General features: G+C 60.5%; 19 protein-coding genes. 4 read left to right on the plus strand and 15 right to left on the minus strand.

The features are described from left to right. Positions 1-120: 120 nt before the first annotated feature. The 5 genes from CRX69_RS04525 to CRX69_RS04545 form a co-directional block, all read right to left on the minus strand. Positions 121-822 (minus strand): ABC transporter ATP-binding protein, encoded by a 702-nt coding sequence (locus tag CRX69_RS04525; protein ID WP_047228389.1) that lies wholly within the window; start codon positions 820-822, stop codon positions 121-123. Next, on the minus strand, positions 823-1,590 hold the full coding sequence (gene livG, locus CRX69_RS04530; protein ID WP_047228388.1) for a high-affinity branched-chain amino acid ABC transporter ATP-binding protein LivG: 768 nt from the start codon (positions 1,588-1,590) through the stop codon (positions 823-825). Further along, on the minus strand, positions 1,587-2,843 hold the full coding sequence (locus tag CRX69_RS04535; protein ID WP_047228387.1) for a high-affinity branched-chain amino acid ABC transporter permease LivM: 1,257 nt from the start codon (positions 2,841-2,843) through the stop codon (positions 1,587-1,589). Before CRX69_RS04535 ends, livG begins: the two co-directional genes overlap by 4 nt. Then, positions 2,840-3,763 (minus strand): high-affinity branched-chain amino acid ABC transporter permease LivH, encoded by a 924-nt coding sequence (gene livH, locus CRX69_RS04540; RefSeq protein WP_047228386.1) that lies wholly within the window; start codon positions 3,761-3,763, stop codon positions 2,840-2,842. Before livH ends, CRX69_RS04535 begins: the two co-directional genes overlap by 4 nt. 229 nt (positions 3,764-3,992) lie before the next feature. Beyond that, entirely contained in the window at positions 3,993-5,120 is a 1,128-nt protein-coding gene (locus CRX69_RS04545; RefSeq protein ID WP_047228385.1) for a branched-chain amino acid ABC transporter substrate-binding protein, read from the minus strand. 339 nt (positions 5,121-5,459) lie between these two features. On the opposite strand from CRX69_RS04545, the gene CRX69_RS04550 reads away from it, so the two are divergent. Then, entirely contained in the window at positions 5,460-5,765 is a 306-nt protein-coding gene (locus CRX69_RS04550; protein ID WP_047228384.1) for a DUF2288 domain-containing protein, read from the plus strand. A gap of 298 nt (positions 5,766-6,063) precedes the next feature. On the opposite strand, the gene CRX69_RS04555 is transcribed toward CRX69_RS04550, so the two are convergent. After that, positions 6,064-8,241 (minus strand): hypothetical protein, encoded by a 2,178-nt coding sequence (locus tag CRX69_RS04555; RefSeq protein WP_047228435.1) that lies wholly within the window; start codon positions 8,239-8,241, stop codon positions 6,064-6,066. Positions 8,242-8,605: 364 nt separating this feature from the next. Here CRX69_RS04555 and CRX69_RS04560 point away from each other — a divergent pair, with 364 nt between their 5' ends. Then, positions 8,606-9,955: a spinster family MFS transporter gene (locus CRX69_RS04560; RefSeq protein WP_107321615.1), complete on the plus strand. Its 1,350-nt coding sequence runs from the start codon at positions 8,606-8,608 to the stop codon at positions 9,953-9,955. A gap of 145 nt (positions 9,956-10,100) precedes the next feature. Here the strand turns inward: CRX69_RS04560 and CRX69_RS04565 are convergent, their stop codons facing one another. Beyond that, entirely contained in the window at positions 10,101-11,618 is a 1,518-nt protein-coding gene (locus CRX69_RS04565) for an MDR family MFS transporter (RefSeq protein ID WP_476705389.1), read from the minus strand. 67 nt (positions 11,619-11,685) lie between these two features. Beyond that, complete coding sequence (pobA, locus tag CRX69_RS04570) at positions 11,686-12,876, minus strand: 4-hydroxybenzoate 3-monooxygenase (protein WP_076386066.1); 1,191 nt, start codon at positions 12,874-12,876, stop codon at positions 11,686-11,688. Between the two features lie 163 nt (positions 12,877-13,039). On the opposite strand from pobA, the gene CRX69_RS04575 reads away from it, so the two are divergent. Further along, positions 13,040-13,933, plus strand: a complete 894-nt coding sequence (locus tag CRX69_RS04575) for a helix-turn-helix domain-containing protein (RefSeq protein WP_076386064.1) — start codon at positions 13,040-13,042, stop codon at positions 13,931-13,933. Between the two features lie 7 nt (positions 13,934-13,940). Here the strand turns inward: CRX69_RS04575 and CRX69_RS27650 are convergent, their stop codons facing one another. The 6 genes from CRX69_RS27650 to arcD (CRX69_RS04610) form a co-directional block, all read right to left on the minus strand. After that, positions 13,941-14,117 carry a hypothetical protein gene (locus CRX69_RS27650; protein ID WP_172833804.1) on the minus strand — a complete coding sequence of 59 codons (177 nt, stop codon included), beginning with the start codon at positions 14,115-14,117 and terminating at the stop codon, positions 13,941-13,943. Between the two features lie 233 nt (positions 14,118-14,350). After that, complete coding sequence (locus tag CRX69_RS04590) at positions 14,351-14,710, minus strand: DUF5064 family protein (protein ID WP_107321618.1); 360 nt, start codon at positions 14,708-14,710, stop codon at positions 14,351-14,353. 64 nt (positions 14,711-14,774) lie between these two features. Next, positions 14,775-15,704: a carbamate kinase gene (gene arcC, locus CRX69_RS04595; RefSeq protein ID WP_047228379.1), complete on the minus strand. Its 930-nt coding sequence runs from the start codon at positions 15,702-15,704 to the stop codon at positions 14,775-14,777. Positions 15,705-15,884: 180 nt separating this feature from the next. Beyond that, positions 15,885-16,895, minus strand: coding sequence for an ornithine carbamoyltransferase (locus CRX69_RS04600; protein WP_047228378.1), 1,011 nt, complete (start codon positions 16,893-16,895; stop codon positions 15,885-15,887). A 71-nt stretch (positions 16,896-16,966) separates the two neighbouring features. Next, positions 16,967-18,223, minus strand: a complete 1,257-nt coding sequence (arcA, locus tag CRX69_RS04605) for an arginine deiminase (protein ID WP_107321619.1) — start codon at positions 18,221-18,223, stop codon at positions 16,967-16,969. 31 nt (positions 18,224-18,254) lie between these two features. Then, on the minus strand, positions 18,255-19,682 hold the full coding sequence (gene arcD, locus CRX69_RS04610; protein ID WP_047228376.1) for an arginine-ornithine antiporter: 1,428 nt from the start codon (positions 19,680-19,682) through the stop codon (positions 18,255-18,257). A 395-nt stretch (positions 19,683-20,077) separates the two neighbouring features. Between arcD (CRX69_RS04610) and arcD (CRX69_RS04615) the strand changes: the two genes are divergently transcribed. After that, positions 20,078-21,505 (plus strand): arginine-ornithine antiporter, encoded by a 1,428-nt coding sequence (gene arcD / locus CRX69_RS04615; RefSeq protein ID WP_107321620.1) that lies wholly within the window; start codon positions 20,078-20,080, stop codon positions 21,503-21,505. Positions 21,506-21,595: 90 nt separating this feature from the next. On the opposite strand, the gene CRX69_RS04620 is transcribed toward arcD (CRX69_RS04615), so the two are convergent. After that, a complete protein-coding gene (locus CRX69_RS04620) occupies positions 21,596-22,942 on the minus strand; it encodes a CoA transferase (protein WP_107321621.1) in 1,347 nt (448 codons plus the stop codon). Positions 22,943-22,961 lie beyond the last annotated feature (19 nt).

Here is a 22,961-nt window from a genome sequence, read left to right on the forward strand (position 1 = left end):
CTGCCTTAGGGGCTGCTTCGCAGCCCAGCGGGGATAAATCCCCTCGCCACAACAGCATTCACTTGAGAACTGGGCAAAAAAAAAACGGCCCGAAGGCCGTTTTCTCATGCAGCAACAGACTCAACCGCCCAGATACGCCTCGCGTACTTTCGGGTCGGTCAACAGCGCCTCACCCGTGCCTTGCATCACCACGCGGCCGTTCTCCAGCACGTACGCCCGGTCAGCGATTTTCAGCGCCTGGTTGGCGTTCTGCTCCACCAGGAATACCGTCACGCCATCCTTGCGCAGTTGTTCGATGATGTCGAAGATCTGCTGGATGATGATCGGCGCCAGGCCCAGGGACGGTTCGTCGAGCAGCAACAACTTGGGCTTGCTCATCAGCGCACGGCCGATGGCGAGCATTTGCTGTTCGCCGCCGGACATGGTGCCGCCGCGCTGGCTAAAGCGTTCTTTCAGGCGGGGGAAAAGGTGCAGCACCTTGTCCATTTGCTCCTGAAAATCACCCTTTTCGGTGAAAAAACCGCCCATGGCGAGGTTTTCTTCCACGGTCAGTCGGGCAAATACCCGACGGCCTTCCGGCACCACGGCGATGCTCTTGCGCATGATCTGCGAAGAGTCCTGGCCCACCAGCTCCTCACCCATGTAGCGGATGCTGCCACTGTGGGCCTGGGGCGAACCGCAGAGCGTCATCAGCAGGGTGGATTTGCCGGCACCGTTGGCACCGATCAGCGTCACGATTTCGCCCTGGCGGACTTCGACGTTGACGCTGTGCAGGGCCTGGATCTTGCCATAGAAGGTGGAAACGTTTTCGAACTGCAGCATTTACGCTTCCCCCAGGTAGGCTTTGATCACTTCAGGATTGTCGCGGATCTGTTCCGGCGAACCGTCGGCCAGCGGCGTGCCCTGGTTGATCACGACGATATGGTCGGAAATGCTCATGACCAGCTTCATGTCGTGCTCGATCAGCAACACGGTGACATCGTGCTCCTCGCGCAGCACGCCGATCAGCGCTTTGAGGTCTTCGGTTTCCTTCGGGTTCAGGCCGGCGGCCGGTTCGTCGAGCATGAGGATCCGCGGGCGGGTCATCATGCAGCGGGCGATTTCCAGGCGCCGTTGCTGACCGTAGGCCAGGGTGCCGGCGGTACGGTTGGCGAACTCCTTGAGGTTGACCTTCTCCAGCCAGTACTCGGCGAACTCCATGGCCTCGCGTTCGCTCTTGCGAAACGCCGGGGTCTTGAACAGACCGGCAAAGAAGTTGGTGTTCAGGTGACGATGCTGGGCGATCAACAGGTTCTCGACCGCCGTCATGTCCTTGAACAGCCGCACGTTCTGGAAGGTGCGCACCACACCCTTGCGGGCGATGTGGTGACCAGGCAGGCCCTGGATCGGCTCGCCGTCCAGCAGGATCGTGCCGCCGGTAGGCTGATAGAAGCCGGTCAGGCAGTTGAACACGGTGGTCTTGCCCGCGCCGTTCGGCCCGATCAATGCAACGACCTGTTTCTCTTTCACGGTCAGGGCCACGCCATTGACCGCCAGCAAGCCGCCGAAGCGCATGCTCAAGTTTTCGACTTTCAGGATCTCGCGGCTCATTTGCGCAGCTCCATGTGCGGGCGTTGCATAGGCAGCAGACCTTGAGGACGCCAGATCATCATCAGCACCATCAAGGCGCCGAACATCAACATGCGGTATTCGCTGAATTCACGCATCATTTCAGGCAACAGGATCATCACGATTGCCGCCAGGATCACACCCAGCTGCGAGCCCATCCCACCCAGCACCACGATGGCGAGGATGATCGCCGACTCGATGAAGGTGAAGGATTCCGGCGTCACCAGGCCCTGACGGGCAGCAAAGAAGCTACCGGCGAAACCGGCGAAGGCGGCACCGAGGGTGAAAGCCGAAAGCTTGATCACGGTCGGGTTCAGACCCAGGGCACGGCAGGCGATCTCGTCTTCACGCAGCGCTTCCCACGCACGGCCGATAGGCATGCGCAGCAGGCGGTTGATGACGAACAGCGCAGCCAGGGCCAGCAACAGCGCAACCAGGTAGAGGAAAATCACCTTGTTGATCGAGTTGTAGGGCAGTCCGAAGTACTCGTGGAAGGTCTGCAGACCTTCGGCGGCTTTGCGTTCGAAGGTCAGGCCGAAGAACGTCGGCTTCTCGATATTGCTGATGCCGTTCGGGCCGCCGGTGATGTCGGTCAGGTTGCGCAGGAACAGACGGATGATCTCGCCGAAACCCAGGGTCACGATTGCCAGGTAGTCACCGCGCAAGCGCAGCACCGGGAAACCCAGCAGGAAACCGAAGGTGGCGGCCATCATCCCGGCAATTGGCAGGCAGATCCAGAAGCTCAAGCCGAAGTAATGGGACAGCAGCGCGTAGCTGTAGGCGCCGACGGCATAGAAGCCGACGTAACCCAGGTCCAGCAGACCGGCCAGCCCTACCACGATGTTCAGGCCCAGGCCCAGCATCACGTAGATCAGGATCAGGGTGGCGATGTCCACCGCACCGCGAGAGCCGAAAAACGGCCAGACCAACGCGATGACGATCAGGGCCAGGATGATCCAGCGCTGGGTAGTCGGCAGGGTCAGGAAGTTGCTGGCCTTGGCCGGGACTATCGGCAGGCCGGGCGAGGCCTTCCAGGCGGCGCTGATCTGCGTGCTGAACAGCACCCGCAGGAACATCAGCACCGAACACGCGGCGATGGTCGCCAGGATGGCGGGGCTGGTGCCGTGCACTTCAAGATCGATGCCCACGATGGTCAGTTTCAGGCCGAGTACCGGGTACGCGACCGCCCAGACCAACAGCGCGCTGAAGAGCGCCGATTTAAGATGTTTAGTCATACCTTCTCAACCTCCGGACGGCCCAGGATGCCGGTCGGCCGGAACAGCAGCACCAGAACCAACAAGCCGAACGCCACGACGTCCTTGTATTGATCGCCGAAGATGTCGGCACCAAAGGCTTCCGCCACGCCCAGCACCAGCCCGCCGAGCATGGCTCCGGGGATGCTGCCGATGCCGCCCAGTACCGCGGCGGTGAAGGCCTTCAGGCCCACGAGGAAACCGGCGTTGGGGTTGATCACACCGTATTGCATGCTCAACAGCACGGCGGCGATGGCCGCCAGGGCCGCGCCGATGACGAAGGTCAGGGCAATGATGTTGTTGGTGTTGATGCCCAGCAGGTTGGCCATCTTGATGTCCTCGGCGCAGGCGCGGCAGGCGCGGCCCAGGCGGGAACGGGAGATGAACAGCGTCAGGCCGAGCATGGCGACCAGGGTCACCACGAACACCACGATTTGCATGTAGGAAATCAGCACTTCCTGTGCCCCCCCTGGCCCGAAGGTAAAGTTACCCGGAATCAGGTTGGGAATGGATTTGTCCTTGGAGTCTTGCGACAGCAGAACGGTGTTCTGCAGGAAGATCGACATGCCGATGGCCGAAATCAGCGGGATCAGACGGTTGCTGCCGCGCAAGGGGCGGTAGGCGATCCGTTCGATGCTGTAGCCATAGGAACTGGTCACCACGATGCTCGCGATGAACGCCGCGGTCATTAACAGCGGGACACTGTCGAGTCCCATCATGGCCAGCCCGGCGATGGCGATGAACGCCACGTAGGAGCCGATCATGTACACCTCGCCGTGGGCGAAGTTGATCATTCCAATGATGCCGTAAACCATCGTATAGCCGATGGCGATCAGGGCATACGTGCTGCCAACGGTCAGGCCGTTAACCAGCTGTTGGAAGAAGTGATAGATGTCAGGCATTACAGCGCTCCTAAAAACCTGATACGCATTTCACTGGTGGAGTCATTTTCCCGCCCGGCCCCGTGGATCTGCATCCACTTCGAGCACGAGGTTTGCCAGCGAACCGCTGATGACGGTTTTGAGATTTTCAGGTGGGGAGACTGGCGGATCACGCCAGCGCGGCCCAATACATTTAAAACAAAGCCCACGGCACGCCGTGGGCTTTATTGGCAGTCAGTCAGGCCAGGCCTTACTGAGGCGAAGCTTCGGTTTTAGGTTTGCCGAAATGCCACTGGTAAACCACAAACTTGAAGTCCTTCAGGTCGCCCTTGTCGTCGAAGCTCAGGTCACCGGTCGGAGTCTTGAAAGTACCGGCGTGGATGGCTTCAGCCACTTTTTCCGGGTCTTCGCTCTTGGTTTCGGTGATGGCCTGGGCAATCACTTGAACGGCCGAGTAGGACGGGAACACGAACGGACCGCTCGGGTCTTCCTTCTTGGCTTTGAACGCGTCAGCCAGGGCGATGTTGGCCGGATCCTGGTCGAAGGATTTCGGCAGGGTCACCAGCAAACCTTCGGAAGCTTCCTTGGCGATCTGCGAGATCGAGTCGTTACCCACGCCTTCCGGACCCATGAACTTGGCGTTCAGGCCTTTTTCCTGGGATTGACGCAGGATCAGGCCCAGCTCCGGGTGGTAGCCGCCGTAGTAGACGAAGTCGACGTTGGCTTGCTTGAGCTTGGCGATCATCGAGGAGAAGTCTTTGTCGCCGGCGTTCACGCCTTCGAACACGGCGACTTTCACGCCTTTCTTCTCAAGGGTCGTTTTCACGGCACTGGCGATACCTTCGCCGTATTGCTGCTTGTCGTGCAGGACGGCAACGACTTTCGGCTTGACGTGGTCGGCAATGTAGTTGCCCGCGGCAGGGCCCTGGGCGCTGTCCAGGCCGATGGTGCGGAAGATCATCTTGTAGCCGCGAGCGGTGATGTCCGGGCTGGTGGCGGCTGGCGTGATCATGATCACGCCTTCGTCTTCATAGATGTCCGAAGCCGGTTGGGTGGAGCTGGAGCACAGGTGGCCGACCACGAACTTGACGCCGTCGTTGACGACTTTGTTCGCCACCGCGACCGCTTGTTTTGGATCACAGGCGTCATCGTATTCAACGGCAACCAGTTGCTTGCCGTTGACGCCGCCCTTGGCGTTGATCTGCTCGATGGCCATTTTGGAGCCACTGAATTGCATGTCGCCGTACTGGGCTACGGGGCCGGTCTTTGGGCCGGCGATGCCGATCTTGATGGTGTCGGCGGCGAACGAATGGCTGGCAACCCCGGCCAGAACCATAGCGGCAAACAGTTTGGAAATCTGCTTAGTAGCCTTAGTCATAGTGCTCCACTCATGCTGTTGTAGTTTTTATAGTCCTGGCGCCGAAGCAGCAGAACCGGGTCAGATATCTTGGATATCCTCGCGGAAAATGCCCCCGGCAACTGTACCGGTACAGTGTAGAGCGCCGATTGTTGGCAAGGGAAGCTGGCGCTTGGGGGCAAAACCTGAGGGTGTCGCTTAATTGAAAGAAAAAGACAGAATGGCGGCGGGGTTCGTCCGGACAAATCGGCAATCCCTGGCTTTCCTGCGCTTTCCAATCGGTACTCCAATTGCTACCGGGTTTTTCTGCCAGACCACCGACGTTATCATTCGCGCCGATTTCTTTTCCGGACAGCTCCCATGAATCAAGAACCTAGCACCCTCTATGCCAAACTGCTTGGTGAAACCGCATCCATCACCTGGAAGGAGCTGGAGCCGTTCTTTGCCAAGGGTGCCCTATTGTGGGTCGACCCGGCCCTGGATCTGATCGCCGCGGCCGAGGCCGTTGCCCAGGACGAAGGTACCAAAGTCGCCGCCTGGCTGGCTGCCGACCAGTTGGCCAAGCTGTCTGAAACGCGGGCGCTGGACTTTTTCGAACGCGATCCGCAGCTATGGGCGGTGGTGGTTTCACCGTGGATTATGGTCCAGGAAAGGGCATCGGTTTGATGCCTGCACCAAGTTGGTTCGTATTTTCTGCGGAGTAAAAGTGTGTAGGTGAGTAGCGTGATGGCATCCTGCCGTGGTGAAACGCCACAGCAGAGGGTGACGTATACGTAACGGGAACAGTTTATTGGGCAGCCGTTGGGCTGCTTAATTGTTTCTGAATGTTGATTTTGTGTTTTGGTCCAAGGCCGCCAATCGCGAGCAGGCTCGCTCCCACAGTGAACCGCGTTTCTCAGAAAGAACGCGATTAATGTGGGAGCGAGCCTGCTCGCGATTGGCGCGACGCGGTCCTGCGCCTGCCTCAATAAGTCTTGCCCGTATGGTTATTCAGGGAAATAACCTTGGTCTTGCCGATGCGGTGACGGTAGATCTCACGCAAATACTTGATCGCCTTTTTCACGCAGTCGCGGGACAGGCGGATGTCGTTGATCGAGACAAACTTGTCTTTGTCGCTGATCAGCTCGCGGTATTTCTTCTCGTACATCGGCTTGATCGCGTACCAGTTGGTGTCGAGGATCTTCGCCGGGTTTTCGAACTCGTTGAGCAGATCGTCGATGCGCTCTTCGTCGAAGTCTTCGTTGATGATGAAGTCCAGGATCGAGTTGTCCAGGGTGTCATCGAAGCGATACGGGGTGCGGGCAAAACAGCGCTTGATGAACGCCACGATCAGGGTCAGGAAGTCATCCGACAGGCAGGGGCTCTTGGCGATCAGGGTGGTCAGCGACAGGTTGGCCGAGGCACCGATCACCAGCGCGTAACGCTTGAGGGTGGTGTTGGGGAACAGGCTGTTGAGGTGGGTCTTGAGCCGGTTCAGGTCCATGTAGGACAGCTTGTAGTCCTTGGGCAACGAGACGATCGACACCACCGACGAGCAGTTCTTGAAGAAGTGCAGGTCATGCAGGGCCGCGGCGTCGTAGCCGGAATTCTTGTACTGCTCCAGCGAGGCGCGGTAGCGCTTGGATTCGATCGGCAACAGGCTGATGCCTTCGATGGCCTGGGTGACTTTGTTGAAGTGCGGCAGGTCGATGGAGCGGAAGAACAGGTCGTCGATGTTCAGGCGCGGCGGCTCCTTCTCGAACACCTTGAACTTGTCGCCGCTGGGCGCTGGGGTTTCCGGAACGACGGACTCGGCGTAGGCAATCGCCACCGGGCCGGCCAGGCTCATGAACAGGTCGTTGGCGTCCAGGCGAATGGTTTCGCCAATGTCGATGCCGGCACGACGGAAGTAGTTCTGGTCGTAGTCGGTGGTCACCGCCTGGGCGGTCAGGATGTTGAAGATCTGCTGGGAGATGTACTGGTTGGCGTGCTTCTCCATGGCATTGACATCGATGTTCTGGATGTTGCCGTCATCGCTCTCTTCGGCGTAGCGCATGATGTCGTTGGAGATCAGCATCATCGCGTTCCAGGGGCGGATGCGGCCCATCACGCTGGCTTCGCTGCTGTCTTCGTTGGCGAAGTTGTACGAGAAATCCCATTCTTCCGACAGGTACTTGCACAGCAGGCGTCCGGCGTTGATGTGCAGCGCCTCGGACATTTCGCTGCGGTGATCGGAAATATTCGGCAGTACGCAAATGCCGCTGGTGAAGATCGGCTCGAAGACGAAGGAATGACCGCTCTTGCTGTCGTGTTCGTCCATCGGCTTGGTGTCGAACGTCTTGTTCATGTACGAGTACTGCTGAGCCAGGCCGAACTCCGAGGCCATGCCCGAACCGGTACCGCCACCGGCACTGAAGATCGAGAAGTACAGGCGCGACTGGTTGGCCTTGATGCCGCAGCTGTCGATCAGGTACGAGTGGATCATTTTCCAGTCGGGGCTGGAGAAACGCTGGGTGTCCTTGTTCAGGATGATCTTGGCCAGGTACTGCCCCAGGATCGGTGCGTTACCAGCGCCGCCGGCATGGACTTCTGACAGGTCCATGATTTTCATTTTGCTGTAGTCGCGCAAAAAGCCGCTTTTTTCGCCTTTGCGCGAAAAACGGATGCGTCCGGCGATGTCCTTGTCCAGGTCGCCGAGCATCACCAACGGCTCGACCAAAAACACCGGCTTGCTCACCTTGCTGGTGCCCAGGCGCAAATTGTTGCGGATCCACTGCGCCGGGCTGTAACCCTTGTCGCTGTAGCCCTTGTCTTCGGCATTGAACTCGTTGAGGTAGAACTTGCGGGCGTTGTACACCAGCTCGGCTACGTCCAGGGCGATGTTGGAGCCACAGCGACCCAGGCCGATCAGGCATACGGACGGGAACTCCTGCTGATCGCGTTCGCTTTCGTCGTCCACCAGGTGCGGCGGGCGCGGGAACACGCTGTCACGCAGGCCGTCGAGGTTGTCGAGGATGCGGTCGGTGTTGGTTTCGGTGAAATACAGATACTGCTGAGTCGACAGGGAACGTGAGCGCCTCGGCGGCTTCGGGGTTTCAGGACCGTTGGCGGCCGGGCTCAACGTAAGATCGGATACTGCAGTGGCTGTTTTTTTAGAGGTCATTGTGCGCCATATGCCTGAACTGGTCGGTTCGATGACCACTGTCATCGAACCATCGCGGATGGGAGCTCGCGTCCTTGACGGCGCGAAGGTCGGCCCAAGCGTTCAGGGGGGGCAGCCTGAGCAGCGCTCGGGAAAATCTTTCCTGATAGGTTGAATCGGCCATCAGAAGGCGATCTTTAGTCGAAATAAGGCAAAATGATGTCAATTGCTTCAGGGAATTGACCATAGTCACTAAACACGCCGCCCGCCATGGCCGGGTATCAGTCATGCGAATGATTGGAGACAGCCTGCGCGCCGCTGTCTAGATTGCAGACTCCGGGTTCGGATGCCTCGCCGTGCCCCATAACAATAAAGAGACGGACCCATGCAGAACTCGACCCAAGCGGCGAATGCCTGGCGCATTCTGTTCCTGCTGTTCCTGGCCAACCTGTTCAACTTCTTTGACCGCACCATCCCGGCGATCATCATCGAGCCGATCCGTATGGAGTGGAGCCTCAGCGACTTCCAGATCGGCATCATCGGCACCGCCTTCACCATCGTTTACGCCATCGCCGGGCTGCCGCTGGGGCGCATGGCCGATACCGGTTCGCGCAGCAAGTTGATGGGCTGGGGCCTGGCGACCTGGAGCGGGCTGACGGCGGTCAATGGCTTGGTGGGCAGTTTCTGGGCGTTTCTGGTGGTACGCATGGGCGTGGGGATCGGCGAAGCCAGTTACGCGCCAGCGGCCAACTCGCTGATCGGCGACCTGTTTCCGGCCCACCGTCGGGCGCGGGCCATGGGCATCTTCATGCTCGGCCTGCCGATCGGTCTGCTGCTGGCGTTCTTCACCATCGGGGCGATGGTCAAGGCCTTCGACAGCTGGCGCGCGCCGTTCTTTATCGCGGCGGTGCCGGGGCTGGTGCTGGCGGTGTTTATGTTTTTCATCAAGGAGCCCAAGCGCGGCGCGGCGGAAGCGGTGCAGATCTCCCAGGAAAAAATCGACAAGCCGATCCGTCGGGTGCTGGCGATTCCTACTTTTCTGTGGCTGGTGTTGGCGGGGCTGTGTTTCAACTTCGCCACCTATGCCTGCAACTCGTTCCTGGTACCCATGTTACAGCGCTATTTCCTGATGCCGCTGCACGACGCGGCGGTTGCCACCGGGATCATGGTGGGCGTGACCGGGCTGTTCGGGTTGACCCTGGGCGGCTGGATTGCCGACAAGATTCATCAACGGGTGCCCAACGGACGCCTGCTGTTCGCCGCGTTCAGCCTGGTGATCTCCACGGCCACCACCGCTTGGGCGTTGTATGCCGGGCGGATTGAAATTGGTGTGTTCGTTGCGGTGTTCAGTGTCGGCTGGCTGTTTGCCTATACCTTTTATACGTGCGTATACACGGCGATCCAGGACGTAGTCGAACCGCGTCTGCGGGCCACGGCGATGGCGTTGTTCTTTGCCGGGTTGTATCTGTTGGGCGGAGGCATGGGGCCGGTGGTGGTGGGTGGCTTGTCTGACTACTTTGCCCATGCGGCCATGGCCGCGACCGGCGCCTCGCAGATGACCGAGGCGTTCAAGGCCATTGGTTTGCATGACGCGATGTTCCTGATTCCGGTGGCGCTGTTCCTGACCATGGTGTTCCTGTTCCTGGCGTCGCGCTGTTTCGTGCGCGATGCCAAGCGGATGAAGGATGGGATGAGTGGGGTGGCGCCGCTGGAGGGAGTGGTGGCGCCGGCTTGATAGCATCTGCGGGAGCAAGGCTTGTGTGGGAGCAAGGCTTGCCCGCGATGAAGGCGATGCGGTCGTTCAGAAAACCGAGGCGCCTGTTTCGCGAGCAAGCTTTGCTCCCACAGATCTCCCACCACAGGTTATTTGTGCATTCTGACTAGCGCGCCTTGTCATCCCGCCCACGCAACACGCGATTGGGCATCGCCACTGCCGCCGCCAGCCCCAACAACGACACCGCGGCGCTGATCAGCAACAAATGCCGGAACGTCGTCTGCAATTGCTGACGCAAGGCGTGTTGTGCTTCGCCGGGGGCAGCGTTCAATCCATCCAGCAAAACATTGCCGGAATGCCCTTCACCCAACGGCGACGAACCGGCGAGTTGGGCAACGTTTGAATCCTGCAGCAAGGCCAGCAGCAACGCCGACATCAGCGCCACGCCCACGGCGCCGCCGAGGGAGCGGAACAGGTTGGTGGTGCTGGTGGCGACCCCGATGTCCTGCTGTTGCACCGAGTTTTGCGACCCCACCAGCGAAGTCGGGAACTGCATGCCGGAGGCGATGCCGCTGAGCAGCATGAACAGGCTGCTGAGCCAGAACGCCTGGGGCGGGGTGAAGGCCATGCCGAGGATGGCAAACGGGAAGAGCAGGGCGCCGCTGAGGATCATCGGTTGGTAGTAGCCAGTGATCGAGGTACGGCGTCCGGCGAAATAAGCACCTATGGGCAACCCCATCGCCAGCGGCAACAAGTGCAACGCTGCGCTGTCGGCGCCAGCCCCGGTCACGCTCTGATAGCGCAACGGCACTAGCACGGTCAGGGAAATCGCCTGGAAACTGGTGAAAAACACCGTGCACCAGCACAACACCGCGTTGCGGTTGACGAACAGGTGCATCGGTAACAACGGTTCCCGGGCCCGGCGCTCCTGCCAGATGAATAATCCCAGCGCCACCACGGCGCAACCCAGCAGCCCCAGTACGTCGCGGCTGTGCCAGGCGTGGCCCTGGCCAACCTCGGTGATGCCTAGCAGCAGCGCGGTCAGGCCGATGATCAACAGCACGGTGCCCAGGTAATCGATGATCGGCTTACGGTGCGGCACCGGCAACCCGACGAGGGTGCGCCGGGCAATCAGCCAGGCCCCCAGGCCCAAGGGCAGGTTGATCAGGAACACCCAGCGCCACGACAGGTACTCGGTCATGTAGCCGCCCAATACCGGCCCCGCCACACTGGCCAGCGCATACATGCTGCTGAAATAGCCCTGATAACGGCCACGTTCGCGGGGCGGCACGATGTCGCCGATGATCGCCTGGCTCACCGAGATCATCCCGCCGGCGCCGATGCCCTGGAAAATGCGCGCCAGCACCAGTTGCTCCATGTTTTGCGCCAGCCCACAGAACAGTGAGGCCAGGGTGAACAGCCCCATGCCGAACAGCATCAACGGCCGCCGACCGTAGAGGTCACCGAGCTTGCCGTAGATCGGCACCGCCACGGTCATGGCGACCATGTAGCCGGAAATCACCCAGGCCAGCAGGCCGACATCACCCAATTGGGCGGAAATGGCCGGCATCGAGACGGCGACGATGGTTTGATCCAGTGCGCCGAGAAAAATCGCCAGCATCAGGGCCACCAGCACACTACGGATGGCAGGCTGTGGGGCTTGGGAGGTATGGAGTTGAGTCAAGGCAGAACCTGCGGGCATCACGCCTGGGGGGCGAATAGGACTGCCCGCAGTTTAAGTCGTTAGCCGGCTATTCGATAGCCTCGTAAGGAAGTCCGACGTAGTTTTCCGCGATGGTTTTTCGACCCGCCTCGGAGTCGACGAAATATTCCAGCTCCGCTTCGCTGATGCGCTGGTTGAAGGCGTCGTCGTCGAAGCGGTGCAGCATGGACGTCATCCACCAGGAGAAACGCTCGGCTTTCCACACCCGCCGCAGGCAAATGGCGGAATATTTTTCCAGCAAGTCCGTACGGCCGTCGCGATAGACCTTGAGCAGAATGTTGAACAGCGTGCTGACGTCGCTGGCCGCCAGGTTCAGCCCCTTGGCGCCGGTGGGCGGAACGATGTGGGCCGCGTCCCCCACCAGGAACATCCGTCCATACTGCATTGGCTCGACCACGAAGCTGCGCAGCGGCGCGATGCTTTTCTCGATGGAGGGACCTGTCACCAGTGCTTGGGCCAGGTCGGCTGGCAGGCGGTTTTTCAGTTCAGACCAGAAGCGCTCGTCCGGCCAATCGGCCACTTGCTCCTCGGCGGGCACTTGCAGGTAATAACGGGTGCGAGTCTTGGAACGCATGCTGCACAGGGCAAAACCACGTTCGTGACGGGCGTAGACCAACTCCTCGTGAACCGGTGGGGTGTCGGCCAGGATGCCGAGCCAGCCAAACGGGTAGACCCGCTCGAAGACCTTGAGTTTTTCCGCGGGGATCGACTGGCGCGCCACACCATGGAAACCGTCACAACCGGCAATGTAATCGCAGTCCAGGCGCCAGGTTTGCCCTTGGTGCTCGAAGGTCACGAAGGGGCTCTCGGTTTGCATGTCGTGGGGCTGGGCATTGCCGACCTGATAAAGCGTGCGGGCGCCGGCGGCTTCTCGGGCGGCCATCAGGTCGCGGGTGACTTCAGTCTGGCCGTAGATCATGACGTTTTTACCGCCAGTCAGCCCCTTCAGGTCGATGTGCACCCGACGGCCGTTGAGCGCCAGCTCAAAGCCGTCATGGGGCAGTCCCTCGGCGTCCATGCGCTGGCCGACGCCGGCCTGGCGCAGCAGTTGGGCCATGCCTTGCTCCAGCACACCGGCGCGGATGCGGCTCAGCACATAGTCCGGGGTCTGGCGTTCGAGGATCACCGTGTCAATTCCAGCGTTGTGCAACAACTGGCCGAGCAGCAGCCCAGAAGGGCCGGCACCGATAATGGCAACTTGGGTCTTGAGGGTTTTCATTGTTGTTATGACTCGCACGAAGCACCTGACCAGGGTCGGTGTTGATTGGGGTGCTTGCATTTTTCGCTTGCGGACCTGTCAATTGAAGGGGAAAACTGAGCCGATACCTGTACTTTCTACCAATCGGTGCGATTATCGCCCGCAACCCAGGCCGATCCTCGTGATGAAAAAAACAGACCTGCCTTCAATCCCGGTATTCAAGCTCTACGGCGAGAGCCAGGATTGGCCGACTCCGGACCTGCTGCACTGTGAAACCATTTCCAAGCGCAGCCGAGAGCACCAATGGGAGATCAAACCCCATCGGCACGCCGATCTCTGTCAGTTGTTGTTTGTCTTCAAGGGCCAGGCGGAGCTGGAAATCGAAGGCCAGCGCACACAGCTTGACGAGCCGGCGGTGCAGATCCTGCCGCCGTTGTCGGTGCATGGCTTCCGTTTTTCCGAGGATGTGCAGGGTTACGTGGTGACCCTGGCCGCACCGCTGGTGACGCACCTGCAATCGCAGCTGGGTCATTCGGTCAACGTGCTGGCCCAGGCCGAAAGCTACCCGGCCCTGGAAGATGCCGAGTACCTCAATAGCCTGTTCAGCGCCCTGCAGGCTGAATACGGTGGGCATCAGCCGGCCCGGGAAATGCTGATGCATGCCTTGGTCAGCGTGATCATGGTCTGGGTCAGTCGTCAGGTGATGCAGCGGCGCACGCAGGCCCAGCGCCCACAACGCGCGCGGGAGTACCTCAACGGGTTCATTCAGTTGGTGGAAGAAACCTATCGCCAGCATGTCAAGGTCGAAGACCTGGCCCATCGTCTGGGCATCTCCGTGTCGCACCTCAACGGCACCTGTCGGGAACTGGCGGGGCAGCCGGCCCTGCAGATCATGCATGAGCGCCAACTGCTGGAGGCCAAACGGCTGCTGACGTACACCGGCATGACGATCTACGAGATATCTGAAATGCTCGGCTTTTCCGACCCGACCAATTTCACCCGGTTGTTTCGCCGGCGGGTTGGCATCTCTCCCAAGGCATTCCGGGACCGGCTCAAGACCGATCAACCGGACGACTGAACACGCCTCAGCGCAAGGCGTTCAGGGTCGCGGTGTGAGGAATGCAGCGTTCGAAGTTGCAACTGGCGTATTCACGCGGCAACTGCCTGGTCTGTTCGACCCGATAGGCCGCCGTGCCATACAGCGCAAGCGTGGCGGTGCAGGTGATAAAAATGGCGAGGCGTCTTCTTGTTTTAATGTTCATGGCGATGACCTCTGAACGAATACCCGGGGGTACTACTTTCAGCATAGGTCAGCCGTAGCGGGTTGCCAGCCAGTCAGTGGTTTGATGTAACCGATATTCAGGACGCTGATAACCCTTTGTGGGAGCGGGCTTGCTCGCGAATGCGGTGGGTCAGCCCCCATTGATGTTGACTGTTGCACCGCTATCGCGAGCAGGCTCGCTCCCACAGGGAATTGGGGGTGCTTTGAACCAGGTTACTCCAGGTGTTCAGGCTTCATCGGGTCGCCCGGCTTGACGTCCAGTTGCTTGCGTACGTCTTCGAACATCTCGTCGTAGTACTTGTGCATCGAGCCGATGCTGGCGGTCTTGGGCAGGCCGTATTTCTGGGCGATGCGCGTGGCATGGCGGGCGAAGTCGAAGGCTTGGTCCTTGGCCAGGAAAAATTCTTCGTCCACGGGCTTGTCTTCAACGGTGCCATGCACCCGGAACGACATGCCCGTGCCCTCTTTTTTGTCCTGGTCGACCTTATAGTCGATGCACAGGTTATAGCTGAAATCATCCTTGTTCAGTGCATGGCGTTCCATGTGCAGGTGACCGGGTTCGAACATGGCCATAAACGACTCTCCTTGGAAGGCGTGGGTGTAGGGCAGACCGTGAATCTGCCCCGCAAGTTTCCTGTTATCGATAAGCGATGCCAAGTTGGGCCGTGCTGATGCGGGTGCCGGCGGTGCCTTGGACGATCGCTTCGATGTCCGAGAGTGAGCCGATCACCGCGACCTTGCCAGTGTTGCGGGCAAATTCGCAGGCGGCCTGGACTTTCGGCCCCATGGAACCGGCGGCGAACCCCAGCTTGTCCATTTCATCGGGGTGGGCCTGGGCAATGGCTTTCTGGGTCGGCTTGCCGAAATCGACGAACGCGGCGTTGACATCGGTGGCAATCACCAACAGATCGCTTTCCAGTTGTTCAGCCAGCAGCGCCGAGCACAAGTCTTTGTCGATCACCGCTTCCACGCCCCGTAGCTTGCCGTCGGCGTCGTACATCGTCGGGATACCACCCCCGCCAGCGCAGATCACGATGCTGCCTTTTTCCAGCAGCCACTTGATCGGGCGGATTTCGAAGATGCGCTTGGGGCGAGGGCTGGCGACCACGCGGCGGAACTTGTCACCATCCGGGGCGATGGACCAGCCTTTTTCAGCCGCGAGTTTTTCCGCCTCAGCCTTTGTGTAGACCGGGCCAATGGGCTTGGTGGGGTTCTGGAAGCCTGGGTCGTTGGCGTCCACTTCGACCTGGGTCAACAACGTGGCGAACGGCACTTCGAAGTCCAGCAGGTTGCCCAGTTCCTGTTCGATGATGTAACCGATCATGCCCTCGGTCTCGGCGCCGAGCACGTCCAGCGGATACGGCGAGACCGAGGTGTAGGCCGCGGCCTGCAGCGACAACAGGCCGACCTGGGGGCCATTGCCGTGGGCGATGACCAGCTCGTTGCCGGGGTGGATTTTGGCGATCTGTTCGGTCGCCGTGCGGATGTTGCTGCGTTGGTTGTCGGCGGTCATGGGTTCACCCCGACGCAGAAGGGCGTTGCCGCCCAGGGCTACGACGATGCGCATAATGCTGTCCTCTGACAGAGAAATAATGGACGACTCGGCCCCCTTGTGGGAGCTGGCCTGTGGGAGCATGGCTTGCCCGCGATGGCATCGCCTGGTCCATCAGCTACACCCAGGTGTCTGCATCGCGGGCAAGCCTTGCTCCCACAGTTCTGCTCCAGAACGCGCGAGTTGCCTGAGGTTCTAGATATCCGCCAGCGCCGACACCAGGATCGCCTTGATGGTATGCATGCGGTTTTCCGCTTGCTCGAAGGCGATGTTGGCCGGGGATTCGAACACCTCCTCGGTCACTTCCACGCCGTTGGCCAGGTTCGGATAGCGCGCGGCGATGTCCTTGCCGACCTTGGTTTCGCTGTTATGGAACGCCGGCAGGCAGTGCATGAATTTCACCCGCGGGTTGCCCGAGGCCTTCATCATTTGCGCGTTGACCTGGTAGGGCAGCAGTTGCTCGATGCGCTCGTCCCAGGCTTCCACCGGCTCGCCCATGGAGACCCAGATGTCAGTGTGGATGAAGTCCACACCCTTGACGGCTTCCTTCGGGTCCTCGGTGATGGTGATGCGTGCGCCGCTTTCGGCGGCGAAGGCCTGGCACTGGTCGATGAAATCCTGGTGCGGCCACAGGGCCTTTGGCGCACCGATGCGTACGTCCATGCCCAGTTTGGCGCCGATCATCAGCAGCGAATTGCCCATGTTATAGCGGGCATCGCCCAAGTAGGCGTAACTGATGTCGTGCAGCGGCTTGTCGCTGTGCTCGCGCATGGTCAGGGTGTCGGCGATCATTTGAGTGGGGTGGAATTCAGCGGTCAGGCCGTTGAACACCGGCACGCCGGCGAATTTGGCCAGCTCCTCGACGATCTCCTGCTCGAAGCCGCGATACTCGATGGCGTCGAACATCCGTCCCAGCACCCGGGCGGTGTCTTTCATGCTTTCCTTGTGGCCGATCTGCGACGACACCGGGTCGATGTAGGTGACGTGGGCACCCTGGTCATGGGCCGCGACTTCGAAGGCGCAGCGGGTGCGGGTCGAGGTTTTCTCGAAGATCAGCGCGATGTTCTTGCCCTTGAGGTGCGGTTGTTCGGTGCCGGTGTACTTGGCACGCTTGAGGTCGCGGGACAGGTCCAGCAGATAGTGCAGTTCGCGGTTGGTGTGGTGCATCAAGCTCAGCAGGCTGCGGTTGCGCATGTTGAAAGCCATGATTTGGATCTCCTTGGGTTTCGGTTATCCCCTGGGCCGGTATTGGGTAAATACCGGCCCAGGCTCAAAGGTCAGTAGTCGATCGGGTCGCGAATGATCGGGCAGGTCATGCAGTGACCACCGCCCCGGCCGCGGCCCAGTTCGCTGGCGCTGATGGTAATGACTTCCACCCCGGCCTTGCGCAGCAGGGTGTTGGTGTAGGTGTTGCGGTCGTAGCCGATCACCACGCCCGGTTCCAGGGCCACCACGTTATTGCCGTCGTCCCATTGTTCGCGTTCGGCGGCAAAGCTGTTGCCGCCGGTTTCCACCACCCGCAGCGCCGGCAGCTTGAGGGCCGTGGCGACGGTGTCGAGGAAGCTGCCTTCTTCGCGACGTATATCGATGCCGCCGGGCTTGCTCTCGTCTGGGCGCAGGGAGAAGGCGACGATCTGGCTCACCACTTCCGGGAAAACCGTCACCAGGTCGCGATCGCAGAAGCTGAACACGGTGTCCAGGTGCATGGCGGCGCGGGATTTCGGCAAGCCGGCGACGATCACCCGTTCCACGGCCTTGTGCTTGAACAGGTTCAGCGCCAGTTGACCGATGGCCTGGCGCGACGAGCGTTCGCCCATGCCAATCAGCACGACGCCGTTGCCAATGGGCATCACGTCGCCGCCTTCGAGGGTCGCGTTGCCGTGATCCTGGTCCGGGTCGCCGTACCAGATCTGGAAGTCAGCCTGGGTGAACTCCGGGTGGAACTTGTAGATGGCGCTCGCCAGCAGGGTTTCCTGGCGGCGTGCCGGCCAGTACATCGGGTTCAGGGTCACGCCGCCGTAGATCCAGCAAGTGGTGTCGCGGGTGAACTGGGTGTTGGGCAGCGGCGGCAGGATGAAACTTGAGTGCCCGAGAAAGTCGCGGAACATCTGGATGGTTTTGCCGCCGAAGCTGTCCGGCAGGTCATCGGCCGAGACGCCGCCGATCAGGAATTCGGCGATATGGCGTGGCTCCAGGCTGCGCAGCCAGGAACCGACTTCATTCACCAGGCCCAGGCCCACCGAGTTGGCGGTGATCTTGCGCTGCAGGATCCAGTCCAGGGCTTCGGGGATGGCGACGATGTCGGTCAGCAGGTTGTGCATTTCCAGCACGTCGATGTCACGCTCGCGCATCTTGGTGACGAAATCGAAATGATCGCGCTTGGCCTGGTTGACCCAGATCACGTCGTCGAAAAGCAGCTCGTCGCAGTTGTTCGGGGTCAGCCGCTGATGGGCCAGGCCTGGGGAACACACCATGACTTTACGTAATTTACCGGCTTCGGAATGAACGCCGTATTTCACTTTTTCCGTGGTCATTACAAATCCTCCAGTTAAGACAATCAGCCAGCTACAAGGTCAGGAAGCCGTCGTAGAGCCCATAGGCGGCCACCAGGGCGCCTGCGATCACTGCGGCGAAAATCAGCTTCTCGACAGAGGTGAAAATCGGTTTGCCCAGCTCGCGCTTGGCCTTGGCGAACAGGATCGCGCCGGGGGCGTAGAGCAGGGCGGAGAGCAGCAGGTATTTGATCCCGCCGGCATACAGCAGCCACACCGCGTAGATCAGGGCGATAGCCGCCACGGTCAGATCCTTGCGGCGGTCGGCCAGGGCGTTTTCGTAGGTCTCGCCGCGTACCGCCAACAGCACGGCGTAAGCCGCCGACCACAGGTAGGGCACCAGGATCATCGAGGTGGCGAGGTAGATCAGTGACAGGTAAGTGCTGGCCGAGAACAAAGTGATGATCAGGAACAGCTGGACCATCGCATTGGTCAGCCACAGGGCGTTGGCCGGTACGTGGTTGGCGTTCTCCCGGCGCAGGAACTCGGGCATGGTGTGGTCCTTGGCCGCAGCGAACATGATCTCGGCGCACAGCAGCACCCAGGACAGCAGGGCACCGAGCAGCGAGATGATCAGGCCGACGCTGATCAGTACCGCGCCCCAATGGCCGACGACGTGCTCCAGCACGGCGGCCATGGACGGGTTCTGCAACTTTGCAAGTTCAGGCTGGGTCATGATGCCCAGGGACAGCACGTTCACCAGTACCAGGAACAGCAGCACGGTGATGAAACCGATCACGGTCGCCTTGCCTACGTCTGTGCGTTTCTCGGCACGGGCGGAAAATATGCTTGCCCCTTCAATGCCGATGAACACCCACACGGTGACCAGCATCATGTTGCGCACCTGATTCATCACGCTGCCCAGGTCCGGGTTCTTCAAGCCCCAGATATCGGCGGTGAAGATATCGAGCCTGAAGGCGAACACCGCGATCAGCACGAACAGCAACAGCGGCACCACCTTGGCGATGGTGGTCACCAAGTTGATGAACGCCGCTTCTCTGATGCCCCGCAGGACCAGCCAATGCACCGCCCAGAGCAGCACTGATGCACCGATCACCGCCGCGACGGTATTACCCTCGCCAAACACCGGGAAGAAGTAGCCCAGGGTGCTGAACAACAGCACGAAGTAACCGACGTTGCCCAGCCAGGCGCTGATCCAGTAACCCCAGGCCGAGGAGAAGCCCATGTAGTCACCGAACCCGGCCTTGGCATAGGCATATACACCGCCGTCCAGATCGGGTTTACGGTTGGCCAGGGTCTGGAATACGAAAGCCAGGGTCAGCATGCCGACGGCGGTAATGGCCCAGCCGATGAGCACGGCGCCGACATCGGCACTGGCCGCCATATTTTGCGGCAAGGAAAAGATTCCGCCGCCGATCATCGAACCGACGACCAGGGCGACCAGTGCACCCAATCGAAGTTTTGCGGGGGTATCAGACATTTGCGAGACTCCAGCGCAGGAGAAGAGAATCAACAGACTAAGTCGATTTGAAAGTTGAATAGCTGATCTGGATCAGTGCATGACAACATTCCATTGTTAATGAAGGCGTTAACGGCGTCCGTAGGCGTCTGTAGTTGTGCGAAAGGCCCACTCTATGGGGCGTTCGGCAGGGGAATATAAAGTTTCCTTCCCTCGGGATTATTCACGCTAGTTGATTTTCAATGAGTCGCAACTATTTTGTAGGCTGCTGACATGACAAAAATAATCTTGCCACATGGACTTTTTAATTGATGCCATTGGACAATGGTCGGTCCATAAGTATTTGGACTTTTCGTGGATGGCGTTATTCAAAAACGTTATGTCGCTTTATTTACTTATTTAAATAGTGAGAGAACATGCCGCAGCCCATCGAAAAGTTACCCCTCGGCGCCCTGATCGCATTGGTGGTGGGGTCGATGATCGGTGGAGGGATCTTTTCCCTGCCGCAAAACATGGCGGCTCGGGCGGATGTCGGAGCGGTGCTCATTGGCTGGGCCATTACCGCCGTCGGCATGCTGACCCTGGCCTTTGTGTTCCAGACCCTGGTCAATCGCAAGCCGGAACTGGACTCGGGCGTGTATGCCTATGCCAAGGCCGGGTTCGGTGACTACATGGGTTTTTCGTCCGCCTGGGGGTACTGGATCAGCGCCTGGATGGGCAACGTCGGTTACTTCGTGCTGCTGTTCAGTACCTTGGGCTATTTCTTCCCGGTGTTCGGCCAAGGCAATACGCCGGTGGCCATCGGCTGTGCATCGTTGCTGCTGTGGGCGGTGCATTTCCTGGTGCTGCGGGGCATCAGAGAAGCGGCGTTCATCAACCTGGTGACCACCGTGGCCAAGATCGTGCCGCTGTTGATGTTCGTTGTAATGGCCGGGGTGGCCTTCGAGGCCGAGATTTTCACCCGCGATATCTGGGGCACACTGAGCCCGGACCTGGGCAGTGTGATGGACCAGGTCCGGCACATGATGCTGGTCACGGTGTTCGTGTTCATCGGTATCGAAGGCGCCAGTGTGTATTCGGCGCGGGCAGAAAAACGCGCGGACGTAGGGCGTGCGACAGTGATCGGATTCCTCGGGGTGTTGGCGTTGCTGGTGCTGGTGAATGTGCTGTCCCTGGGGGTCATGAGCCAGCCTGAACTGGCGCAGTTGCAGAACCCATCCTTGGCCGGCGTCCTGGAGCATATCGTCGGGCCGTGGGGCGCGTTGCTGATCAGTGTGGGACTGGCGGTGTCACTGCTCGGCGCGCTGCTGTCCTGGGCGTTGTTGTGCGCGGAAATTCTTTACGCCACCGCCCGGGACAAGACCATGCCGGCGTTCCTGACCAGGGAAAACGCCAACCATGCGCCGGTCAATGCGCTGTGGCTGACCAATGGCATGATCCAGCTGTTTTTGTTGATCACGCTGTTTTCCGCCGGTACCTACACCAGCCTGATCTATCTCGCCTCGTCGATGATTCTGGTGCCGTATCTGTGGTCGGCAGCCTATGCGGTGCTGCTGTGCGCCCGTGGGGAAACCTATGAACAGGCCTCGGCTCGGCGCATGAAAGACCTGTGCATCGGTGGCGTTGCCCTGTGCTACGCGGTGTGGTTGTTGTATGCCGGTGGCGTGAAATACCTGCTGTTGTCGGCGCTGTTGTATGCGCCCGGGGTGATCCTGTTCGCCCAGGCCAAGCGAGAGCAGGGGCAGCCCTTGTTCACTCACGTTGAGAAGGGGGTCTTTGCCTGTGTGATGGCCGGGGCGGGCATGGCGGCTTATGGGTTGTACAGTGGGTTTTTGGCGCTTTGAGGCGAAGGTCAGCTTTTTGGGGGCGTTGAGGGATTTATGTGGGAGCAAGTCTTGCTCCCACATAAATCCCCTCGCCACAACGGACGGTCGTCACCACCGGGCCCGATGCGCGCCCAACTCCGCCGCCGGCAAGGTCCATTGCAGTGGTGTTCCGGTGATTTTCAAGGGCACCTGCAGGCGATGGGCCGGTCCCCACGGCGTCTGTTCGACCACCAGTCCCTGATCATCCTCGGCCTCGGCCCGCAATGAGGTCGGATCCCCCGCGCCACGTTCGATTAACAGCTTCGCCGTGCGCGCCAGTGACAAGCGTGCCGAGCCGCCCTGGCCGCTCATCAATCGTCGGGACAGCAACACAATCGCGCTGGCGGCCATCAGGTATCCGGTGCCGTGGTCCAGGGCCTGCACCGGCAGCGGGGTTGGCTTGTCTGTGTGTTTCCAGCCCATGCCGGCTTCGGCGATGCCGCTGCTCATTTGCACCAGGCTGTCGAAGCCGCGCCGGTTCTGCCAGGGGCCGCTCCAGCCGTAGGCGTTGAGGCTGACATCGATCAGACCAGGGGCGATTCGCTGGCGTTGTTCGGCACCGTAGCCCAAACGTTCCAGGGCGTCGGCGCGGTAGCCATGCAGGAGGATGTCGGTGTCCTTGAGCAGAGCCTCGAAAGCCACGCGATCTTCAGCTCGGTGCAAATCCAGGCGGGCGCAGCGTTTGCCGAGGGTGACTTCCGGCACCACGCCGGGCTCGTTCCAGCTCGGTGGGTCGATGCGCAGCACGTCGGCTCCCAGGCCTGCGAGGAAACGGCTAGCGATAGGGCCTGCCAGGACGCGGGTCAGATCCAGTACCTTGAGGCCCGCCAGTGGCTGGGTCACGGAGCCGAGCCAAGGCTTGCGCTGCTCTCCAGTCGTGTCACTCAGGTGCACCAGCGGCTCGGCATTGACTGCCAGGCCTTGAGGGTGGGTTTGCCACGCTTGCCATGAACGCATCTCGGCGGCGCAACCGCCCGCCTCGACCACCGCCTGCTCCAGCTCGGCCTTGTTCCAGCGGGCCACCCTGGCCGCCATGTCGGCGCGGTCGGTGCAGGTGCCGAGGACTTTTTCCGCGGCAAGGCGATGATGCGGCGCATTGGTGTGCAGGCGAATCCAGCCGTCGGTGGTTGGGTAGTCGCCGGCTACCGGATCCCACATCGGCGGTACGCTCCAGCCGATGGGGCGCAGGGAGGTGGAGAACCAGAACGACGCCAGCCGTCGGTCGACCTCCAGGGCCGGCAGACGGCCGGTTTGCTGGTGGATGAGCTCGGCGGCGGCTTGGCCGGCTGCGGCAATACTGGCGCAGGCCAGCTCCGTGACGGCGAACGCCGACGGCAGGGCACCGACGCCGGTGAAGGTGATCGGGGTCGTGGGCAAACCAAGCGCGGCTTGCATGGACGTGAGCAGATCTGACATCGAAAGCCCTCCGGAACGA

The organism is Pseudomonas rhizophila (genome assembly GCF_003033885.1).
Lineage (GTDB): Bacteria > Pseudomonadota > Gammaproteobacteria > Pseudomonadales > Pseudomonadaceae > Aquipseudomonas > Aquipseudomonas rhizophila.

Coding starts and splice junctions, on each gene's coding strand:
- CRX69_RS04525 (WP_047228389.1), bottom strand. CDS start 822: ATGCTGCAGTTCGAAAACGTTTCCACCTTCTATGGCAAGATCCAGGCC.
- livG (WP_047228388.1), bottom strand. CDS start 1,590: ATGAGCCGCGAGATCCTGAAAGTCGAAAACTTGAGCATGCGCTTCGGC.
- CRX69_RS04535 (WP_047228387.1), bottom strand. CDS start 2,843: ATGACTAAACATCTTAAATCGGCGCTCTTCAGCGCGCTGTTGGTCTGG.
- livH (WP_047228386.1), bottom strand. CDS start 3,763: ATGCCTGACATCTATCACTTCTTCCAACAGCTGGTTAACGGCCTGACC.
- CRX69_RS04545 (WP_047228385.1), bottom strand. CDS start 5,120: ATGACTAAGGCTACTAAGCAGATTTCCAAACTGTTTGCCGCTATGGTT.
- CRX69_RS04550 (WP_047228384.1), top strand. CDS start 5,460: ATGAATCAAGAACCTAGCACCCTCTATGCCAAACTGCTTGGTGAAACC.
- CRX69_RS04555 (WP_047228435.1), bottom strand. CDS start 8,241: ATGACCTCTAAAAAAACAGCCACTGCAGTATCCGATCTTACGTTGAGC.
- CRX69_RS04560 (WP_107321615.1), top strand. CDS start 8,606: ATGCAGAACTCGACCCAAGCGGCGAATGCCTGGCGCATTCTGTTCCTG.
- pobA (WP_076386066.1), bottom strand. CDS start 12,876: ATGAAAACCCTCAAGACCCAAGTTGCCATTATCGGTGCCGGCCCTTCT.
- CRX69_RS04575 (WP_076386064.1), top strand. CDS start 13,040: ATGAAAAAAACAGACCTGCCTTCAATCCCGGTATTCAAGCTCTACGGC.
- CRX69_RS27650 (WP_172833804.1), bottom strand. CDS start 14,117: ATGAACATTAAAACAAGAAGACGCCTCGCCATTTTTATCACCTGCACC.
- CRX69_RS04590 (WP_107321618.1), bottom strand. CDS start 14,710: ATGGCCATGTTCGAACCCGGTCACCTGCACATGGAACGCCATGCACTG.
- arcC (WP_047228379.1), bottom strand. CDS start 15,704: ATGCGCATCGTCGTAGCCCTGGGCGGCAACGCCCTTCTGCGTCGGGGT.
- CRX69_RS04600 (WP_047228378.1), bottom strand. CDS start 16,895: ATGGCTTTCAACATGCGCAACCGCAGCCTGCTGAGCTTGATGCACCAC.
- arcA (WP_107321619.1), bottom strand. CDS start 18,223: ATGACCACGGAAAAAGTGAAATACGGCGTTCATTCCGAAGCCGGTAAA.
- arcD (WP_047228376.1), bottom strand. CDS start 19,682: ATGTCTGATACCCCCGCAAAACTTCGATTGGGTGCACTGGTCGCCCTG.
- arcD (WP_107321620.1), top strand. CDS start 20,078: ATGCCGCAGCCCATCGAAAAGTTACCCCTCGGCGCCCTGATCGCATTG.
- CRX69_RS04620 (WP_107321621.1), bottom strand. CDS start 22,942: ATGTCAGATCTGCTCACGTCCATGCAAGCCGCGCTTGGTTTGCCCACG.